Source organism: Arthrobacter sp. Dra40, assembly GCF_059091905.1.
In genome coordinates, this window is the sequence record NZ_JBNHHB010000235.1 from 1 (window position 1) to 7,475 (window position 7,475).

At 66.1% G+C, this 7,475-nt stretch carries 6 protein-coding genes; 4 read left to right on the forward strand and 2 right to left on the reverse strand.

The features are described 5' to 3' along the window. Nucleotides 1-12: 12 nt before the first annotated feature. The 3 genes from glyA (at nucleotide 13) to AC5RWT_RS32365 (ending at nucleotide 3,091) form a co-directional block, all read left to right on the forward strand. Nucleotides 13-1,275, forward strand: coding sequence for a serine hydroxymethyltransferase (glyA, locus tag AC5RWT_RS32355; RefSeq protein WP_494083800.1), 1,263 nt, complete (start codon nucleotides 13-15; stop codon nucleotides 1,273-1,275). A 1-nt stretch (nucleotide 1,276) separates the two neighbouring features. Continuing rightward, entirely contained in the window at nucleotides 1,277-2,176 is a 900-nt protein-coding gene (locus AC5RWT_RS32360) for a bifunctional methylenetetrahydrofolate dehydrogenase/methenyltetrahydrofolate cyclohydrolase (protein ID WP_493968384.1), read from the forward strand. Between the two features lie 276 nt (nucleotides 2,177-2,452). Beyond that, complete coding sequence (locus tag AC5RWT_RS32365) at nucleotides 2,453-3,091, forward strand: hypothetical protein (RefSeq protein WP_494083796.1); 639 nt, start codon at nucleotides 2,453-2,455, stop codon at nucleotides 3,089-3,091. A 115-nt stretch (nucleotides 3,092-3,206) separates the two neighbouring features. On the opposite strand, the gene AC5RWT_RS32370 is transcribed toward AC5RWT_RS32365, so the two are convergent. After that, nucleotides 3,207-4,601 (reverse strand): MFS transporter, encoded by a 1,395-nt coding sequence (locus AC5RWT_RS32370; RefSeq protein ID WP_494083797.1) that lies wholly within the window; start codon nucleotides 4,599-4,601, stop codon nucleotides 3,207-3,209. A 271-nt stretch (nucleotides 4,602-4,872) separates the two neighbouring features. Here AC5RWT_RS32370 and AC5RWT_RS32375 point away from each other — a divergent pair, with 271 nt between their 5' ends. Beyond that, nucleotides 4,873-5,793 carry a LysR family transcriptional regulator gene (locus AC5RWT_RS32375; protein ID WP_494083798.1) on the forward strand — a complete coding sequence of 307 codons (921 nt, stop codon included), beginning with the start codon at nucleotides 4,873-4,875 and terminating at the stop codon, nucleotides 5,791-5,793. A 132-nt stretch (nucleotides 5,794-5,925) separates the two neighbouring features. Here AC5RWT_RS32375 and AC5RWT_RS32380 read toward each other — a convergent pair whose 3' ends face one another. After that, nucleotides 5,926-7,176, reverse strand: coding sequence for an NAD(P)/FAD-dependent oxidoreductase (locus tag AC5RWT_RS32380; protein ID WP_494083799.1), 1,251 nt, complete (start codon nucleotides 7,174-7,176; stop codon nucleotides 5,926-5,928). Nucleotides 7,177-7,475: the final 299 nt, after the last annotated feature.

The window sequence follows — 7,475 nt, forward strand, 5'->3', positions numbered from 1 at the left end:
TCCACGCCCTCTGTGACCGATCTGCCGCTGTCCCAGGTTGATCCTGAAATCGCCGCTGTTATCGACGCCGAACTCGGCCGCCAGCGCGACACCCTTGAAATGATTGCCTCCGAAAACTTCGCGCCGCGTTCGGTGCTGGAAGTCCAAGGCTCCGTTCTGACCAACAAGTATGCCGAGGGCTACCCGGGGCGCCGCTACTACGGCGGGTGCGAGCACGTAGACGTCGCCGAAAACCTCGCCATCGAGCGCGCCAAATCGCTTTTCGGCGCTGAGTTCGCAAACGTGCAGCCGCATGCCGGCGCGCAGGCCAATGCAGCCGCTCTCTCCGCACTGATTCAGCCGGGCGACAAACTGATGGGCCTTTCCCTGGCGCACGGCGGCCACCTCACGCATGGGATGAAGCTCAACTTCTCCGGCAAGCTTTACCAGGTCGCAGCCTACGAGGTGGACCCGCAGACCTTCCGGGTGGACATGGACAAGGTCCGCGAGCAGGCGCTGGCTGAGCGTCCGAACGTGCTGGTGGCCGGATGGTCCGCCTACCCGCGCCAGTTGGACTTTGAGGCCTTCCGCTCCATCGCCGACGAGGCCGGAGCCTACCTCTGGACCGACATGGCCCACTTCGCCGGGCTCGTCGCCGCCGGCCTGCATCCGAACCCGGTGCCGCACTCGGACATTGTGACCTCCACCGTCCACAAGACCCTGGCCGGCCCGCGCTCCGGCGTAATCCTGGGTAAGGAAGCCTTCGCCAAGAAGGTCAATTCCGCCGTGTTCCCGGGCCAACAGGGCGGCCCGCTGATGCACGTGATTGCTGCCAAGGCTGTGGCCTTCAAGATTGCCGCCGGAGAGGAGTTCAGGCAGCGCCAGGAACGTGTGCTGGAAGGCGCCCGCATCCTGGCTGAGCGCCTGACCGCGGCAGACGTGGCCGAGGCCGGCGTGTCCGTGCTGACCGGCGGCACTGACGTGCACCTGGTGCTGGTGGACCTGCGCAATTCCGCTTTGGACGGCAAGCAGGCCGAAGACCTGCTCCACGAGGCTGGCATTACCGTCAACCGCAATGCCGTGCCGTTCGATCCGCGGCCGCCGATGGTCACCTCCGGCCTGCGGATCGGCACGCCGGCGCTGGCGACCAGGGGCTTCGGGGCTGGCGAGTTCACCGAGGTCGCGGACATCATCGCCACCGCGCTCAAGGGCGGGGCCGATGTAGCAGAGCTGCGGGCCCGCGTGAAGAAGCTCGCCGACGACTTCCCGCTCTACCCGGGCCACGAGGAGTGGTGAGATGAACCTTTACTCGACTCCGCCGGCGGCCCGCGTCCTGGACGGCAAGGCGACCGCGGCGCAAATCAAGAGCGAACTCACCGAACGCGTCTCCGCGCTCAAAGCCAAGGGAGTCGTGCCCGGGCTGGGGACGGTGCTGGTCGGCGACGATCCGGGCAGCAAGTGGTACGTCGGCGGCAAGCACAAGGACTGCGCCGAGGTGGGCATCAATTCGATCCGCCGTGACCTGCCCAGCACCATCTCGCAGGAGGACCTGGAATCAGTCCTCGACGAGCTGAACGCCGACCCTGCCTGCACCGGCTACATTGTGCAGCTGCCGCTGCCCAAGCACATCGACACCAACCGCATCCTGGAGAAGATCGATCCTGCCAAGGATGCCGACGGTCTGCATCCGATGAACCTGGGCCGGCTGGTGCTCAACGTTGCCGAACCGCTGGACTCGCCGCTGCCCTGCACTCCGCACGGCTGCGTGGAGCTGCTGCTGCGCCACGACATCGACCTGGCGGGCAAACGCGTGCTGGTGGTAGGCCGCGGCGTTACCGTCGGACGGCCCTTGGGGCTGCTGCTGACGCGCAAGCAGATCAACGCCACCGTGATTCTTGCCCACACCGGCACCGTGGACCTGGCAGCGGAACTTCGCGAGGCCGACGTCGTGATTGCCGCCGCAGGCATGCCGCACATGATCAAGGCATCCGACCTCAAGCCGGGTGCCGTGGTGCTCGACGTCGGGGTTAGCCGTGTTGAGGACGAGGACGGCAAGGCCCGGGTCACCGGCGACGTGGAGCCCGAGGCCCGCAACGTGGCCAGTTGGCTCTCGCCGAATCCCGGCGGCGTCGGCCCGATGACCCGTGCCATGTTATTGGCCAACGTGGTGGAGGCCGCTGAGCGTCAGGCGCGCTGACGGCTGAGCGTCAAGTGGGCGGTGTCCTGATCGGGACATCGCCCACTCGCCGCCTTCGACCGGCCCGCCAACCCAGGCGGCAATCCACTGGCGGGAAGTTGCAGTGACACGCCAAGGCTCGCTGCAGCTTTTCTCCAGTCGATGACCTGTGAATATTAACCGCGCGGCACCAGGCCTGTTGAAGACAATGTCCGCATGAGCCGAGAAGGTCGAGCGGACCCGAAGCAGCGCCTGCCGCGGCTGAGGCCCCTCCCGCCACACTTGCAGTCCGGTGCCTTGACGATCGAGGGCGGTTTGAGGTCGGGACTAAGCAAGGGCCAGTTGCGCCACCCCCGCCTGATCCGGATAAGCCGTGGCATCTGCGCTGTGCAGCCGGCCGGCCGCGATCTTGCAGCGCGTGTGCGGCCGTTCACGAAGATCAGCGATTCCAGCGCTGCCTCGCATGACACGGCTGCACGTCTGTGGAACTTTCCAGAGCCGGCGGGAGCCTTGTTTGATGGGCGGATCCACCTTTCGCGTCCCAGCGATTGTGCCCGCATGGAGCGGGCCGGTGTCGTAGGTCACCGATCCGGCCTGGTTCCAGATGAAGTAATTTGCGTGGAGGGAGTCTGGGTCACGACGCGCACGCGTACATGGCTGGATCTCGCGGCAACCCTCCATCTGGATGACTTGGTGGTCACCGCAGACCATCTTCTTCGCATCCCCCGACCGGAATTCGACGGCCGCGTGGAGCCGCAAGCCACCGGAGAAGAATTGAGAGCCAGGGACATTGAGCGGGGGGAGCGGGCCCGGGCAGCGGGCTGGGACGAAGTCCGGATCTCCAGAAGGCATATGGCGCCCGCCGCCAAGCGCGCCGTTGAAAAAATTACCTCCGCACGCCGTCGTCGCGGGTGGAACGAGGCCGACGCATCCTGATGCCACAGTGCTGGCTTCCACCGCAAAAAGGCGGGTGTCCTGCCGGAATTGCTCCGGCAGGACAACCGCCTCGGTATTGAGTCAGCTGGCGTTACTCCAGCACTGCCTGGCTGGCCTAAACGCCGACCTTTACTGCGTCATCGGTTGAGACACCGCGGCGCTTGTCGAAGACAGTAGCCCCGACTTCCTGCTCGGCCTGGTTGTTGATCGACAGATCGATCCCCGGGCGGTCGCGCAGGATCAGCACGGCGATGATGGAGATGATCGTCATGCCGAACAAGTACGCCGAGACAGAGCTGCTGGTGCCGGTGGAATTGATCAGTGCCTGGGCGATGGTCGGAGCGAACGCGCCGCCAAGAATCGCGCCCAGTGCATAGGCGATCGAGACACCCGAGTAGCGCACCGAGGCCGGGAAAATCTCGCTGTACCAGGCCGCCTGCGGGCCATAGCTGAGGCCCAGGCCGATGCTGAAGATGGCCAGCGCGAAGTACAGCATCCCCAGCGAGCCGGTGTCGATCAGCCAGAACAGCGGGAAGACCGTCAGCAGCTGCGCGCCGAAACCAATCAGATAGGTGCGCTTGCGGCCGATCTTGTCGGCCAGGACGCCGGCCAGGGCGGTGAAGATGAACCACATGGCCGAGGCGAACGTGATGGCCAGCAGCACATCGGTGCGCTCCATGCCTACCGCATCGCTGGTGGCGTAGCTGGGGATGAACCCGCCGGTGGCCATGTAGCCGGCGGCGTTGTTGCCGGCGAAAACCAGCGCGGCCAGGATGACCAGCAGCCAGTGCTTGCGGAACAGTTCGACGATGGGGACCTTCTGCTGCTGTTTCTTGTCGGCGATTTCCTTGAACACCGGGGATTCGTCCACCGAGCGGCGAACCAGGTAGCCGACCGCGATCAACACGACGCTCAGCAGGAACGGAATGCGCCAGCCCCATTCGAGGAAGGCCTCGCCCGGGGAGATCACGCCGGTCATCAAAGTCATGACGCCGGAAGCGAGCAGCATGCCCAGCGGAACACCCAACTGGGGGAAGGATCCGGCCCGGCCGCGGCGGTCACGCGGGGCGTGCTCCACGGCCATCAGGACAGCGCCGCCCCATTCGCCGCCGGCGGAGATGCCCTGCAGGATACGCAGCGAGAGCAGCAGCACGGGTGCCATGAGGCCTGCAGTCTCAAAGGTGGGCAGGACGCCGATCAGCGTCGTGGCCGCCCCCATCATCATCAGGGTGATCACCAGCATGGCGCGGCGGCCGATTTTGTCGCCATAATGGCCGGCCAGGAAGGCACCCAGCGGCCGGAACAGGAAGCTGATGCCGACGGAAGCGAAGGCAAGGAGCAGGCCGATGGACTCACCGGCGGGCTCAAAGAACAGGTGCGCGAAGACCAGGCCTGCGGCCGTGGCGTAGATGAAGAAGTCGTACCACTCGATGGTGGTGCCGATGATGGTGGCAAACGCGACGCGACGCTGGTTCGCGGCAGACGATTGCCCGGTAACTGTAGTGCTCATGGTTGTCCTCTTGGGATATGTCACGCCGAGGAGACCGGCGTGACCCAGGTGGTTGGAGCGGATAACGGCAGGCGTGAACAACGCGGCCGCGGTGGGCGGTCCGGGTCGAACGGTTGTCACCGGACCTGCTCGGCAGCCCCGGCGTTGCCCGCCGGTGGGATCAGCCACCGTTCGGGGCAGAACGATTGAACTTGTCATCTATTGTGACACGGCTAACTTCCGCCGGTAAACTTCAGATAACCGACCAAGTTCTTTGATTGGACTGAAGAAGATGGTGGACTTCACCCTGCGGCAGCTGGAGCTCTTTGCTGCACTGCCGGACCATGCCACGCTGAGCTCCGCGGCCGACAGCCTGCACATCTCCGAGTCCGCACTGTCGCAGGCCATCACTGCCCTGGAACGGGCAGCTGGTGAACAGCTCTGCGTGCGTCGTAAGGCCAGGGGACTCCAGTTGACTCCGTCAGGCCAGTTCTTTGCGCAGCGGGCACGGTTGCTGTTGCGCGATGCCGACGCTCTGATCAACGACTTAACAGGTGCCGCTGGCGAGCTCAAGGGACCAGTGCGGTTAGGGTGCTTCGCCAGCTTCGCGAGCACTGTCCTCCCGTCGGTGCTCGACCGGCTCCCTGAGTACTATCCAGGGATCAGCGTCGACGTGACGGTCGGTTCCCACGACGAACTGCTACCTGCGCTCGACGCCGGGTTGCTGGACCTGGCCATGGTCTATGACATGGAGCTGCCCGCCGGTTACAGCCAGCGCACCATCTACCGAACCGAGCTGCAGGCAGTCCTGCCGCCGGAGCATCCTCTGGCCGCCCAATCGACTGTGGACCTGGCCGATCTGGCCGGCGAACCATTGATCATGTACGAGTCGAGTCCGAGCACGGCCAACACGTACCGCGTCTTCGCCGACCGGGGCCTGCGTCCGCACATCATCACGTCCATGCCCCAGGTGGTCCTGGTGCAGGCGTTGGTCGGCCGAGGAATAGGCTACGCGTTGCTGATGTCGCGGCCGGACGCTCCGGCTGTGACCGTCGAAGGCAGGAAGGTTGCGGTGCGGCCGCTGTCACCGCCGGCCTCGCAAACCACGATGTGCGCGATTTGGCCGGACACTATGGTGCTCAGTCCCCGAGCCGAAGCCGTGCTCGGGCATGCGGTGCAGGCCCTCGGCACTCCCGGAGCGCCTGCCGGCTAGCCCAGGGGTCAGCGCCAGGCAGCTGCACCGCAGCCACAGCCGGCAGCGGCCAGCGAACTGCGGGCTGCACACCGGGACGCTGCTGCGGCACGGCAAGTCCCCGCAGGTGCCGCCAGGAACCGAAGGTACGGGCTAGACGCCGGCGGGCTGGGCTTTGGAGTAGGCCTTGAGGTCGAACTCCGGGTCTTGGGCCTGAGCGGGGGTGAGGGTCCGTCCTGCGGCCAGGAGCCGGCGGGCTGCCATATGGTCAGAGGGCTGGTTAAGTGATTCAACCGCGGCCAGGGTGCCGTTGCGGAAGCAGAACACCGAAAACTTCTCCTCGTCCGGGTTCCCGCGCAGCACGGTGTGGTCGCCGGGGGCGGTGAGGCCGGCGATCTGGAGGCGCAAGTGGCCTTGGTTGGACCAGAACCACGGCAGGTCGGAGTAGTCGCCGGGTTCGGTCCCGAGGATGGCACGGGCTGCGTGGCGGGCTTGGTCGGTTGCGTTTTGAACTGACTCGAGCCGGGTGCGTGCGCCGGTGTAAAGGTTGGGGAACCAGGCGCAGTCTCCGACGGCATAAATGTGCGGGTCGGAGGTTCGCATCGTAGCGTCCACGGTGATGCCGTTCTCGACGTCCAGGCCTGCTGCCGCCGCCAGCTCGGTACGCGGGATGACGCCGACGCCGACCAGGACCAGGTCGGCCGGATAGCGTTGCCCGGTAGTGCTGACCGCGGCGGCCACGTGTCCGTGCTCATCGGCGTCGAAGGAAGCGATGCCTTCGCCCAGGCGCAGGGACACGCCCATGCGCTGGTGGGCGTCGGCGAAAAAGGCGCTCATCACCGGGCTGAGGGCACGACCCATCGGGCGGTCGGCGAATTCGAGGACGGTAACGTCCAAGCCGCGCGCGCGGGCGGCCGCGGCGAACTCCAGGCCGATGAATCCTGCACCGATGACCACGACGGAGTGTACGGTGTCGAGGCGCGCGTGCAGGGCCTGGGCATCGGCCAGGGTGCGCAGGCCGTGGATGCCGGCCAGGCCGGTGCCGGGCACGGCCAGTTCGCGGTTGGCGGCGCCGGTGGCCAGTACCAGCTTCGTGTACTGCACGGTGCCGCCGTCGTCGAGGGTGACCGTCCTGGCCGTGCGGTCGATCGAGGTGGCGCTCACGCCTGGGCGGGCATCGACGTCGAGCGTAGTGAAGAACTTTTCCGGCCGCAGCGGCAGCGGGACCGGGTCCTTGCCGGCGGCCAGATAGTCCTTGGACAGCGGCGGCCGCTGGTAGGGGTGGTGCGGCTCGTCACCGATTAAGGTGATGGCCCCGGTATAGCCTTCCTTGCGCAGCGAATCCACCACCTGGATGCCGGCCTGGCCGTTGCCAACAACAACGATGTTCTCTGACGTCCTCATGGAGAGCCTTTCGGTACGGGATGGGTTGCGCTTCATGCACGCTGGCTGCCTGCGGGCAGGACGTTTGGGGAGGCCGTGGGGGCAGGATGTGCTCCCGGCCCGCGTCCCGACGTGCTGCCCGGCCTGCAGCGCGGAAGCTCAGACCTGGTCGTCGGGGATGTCGACTTCGATCTGTTCGAGGTCGTCGCCGACCGTGATCTGACAGCCCAGCCGGCTGCGGGTGTCGTCGCGGGGGCCGGCGGTGCAGTCGAGCATTTCGTCTTCGTCGTCGCTGATTTCGGGCAGGCCGTCGAGGTATT

Excerpts from the sequence above, each read along its gene's own strand:
- AC5RWT_RS32370 (WP_494083797.1), bottom strand. The coding sequence starts at position 4,601 with ATGAGCACTACAGTTACCGGGCAATCGTCTGCCGCGAACCAGCGTCGC.
- AC5RWT_RS32375 (WP_494083798.1), top strand. The coding sequence starts at position 4,873 with ATGGTGGACTTCACCCTGCGGCAGCTGGAGCTCTTTGCTGCACTGCCG.
- AC5RWT_RS32380 (WP_494083799.1), bottom strand. The coding sequence starts at position 7,176 with ATGAGGACGTCAGAGAACATCGTTGTTGTTGGCAACGGCCAGGCCGGC.
- AC5RWT_RS32360 (WP_493968384.1), top strand. The coding sequence starts at position 1,277 with ATGAACCTTTACTCGACTCCGCCGGCGGCCCGCGTCCTGGACGGCAAG.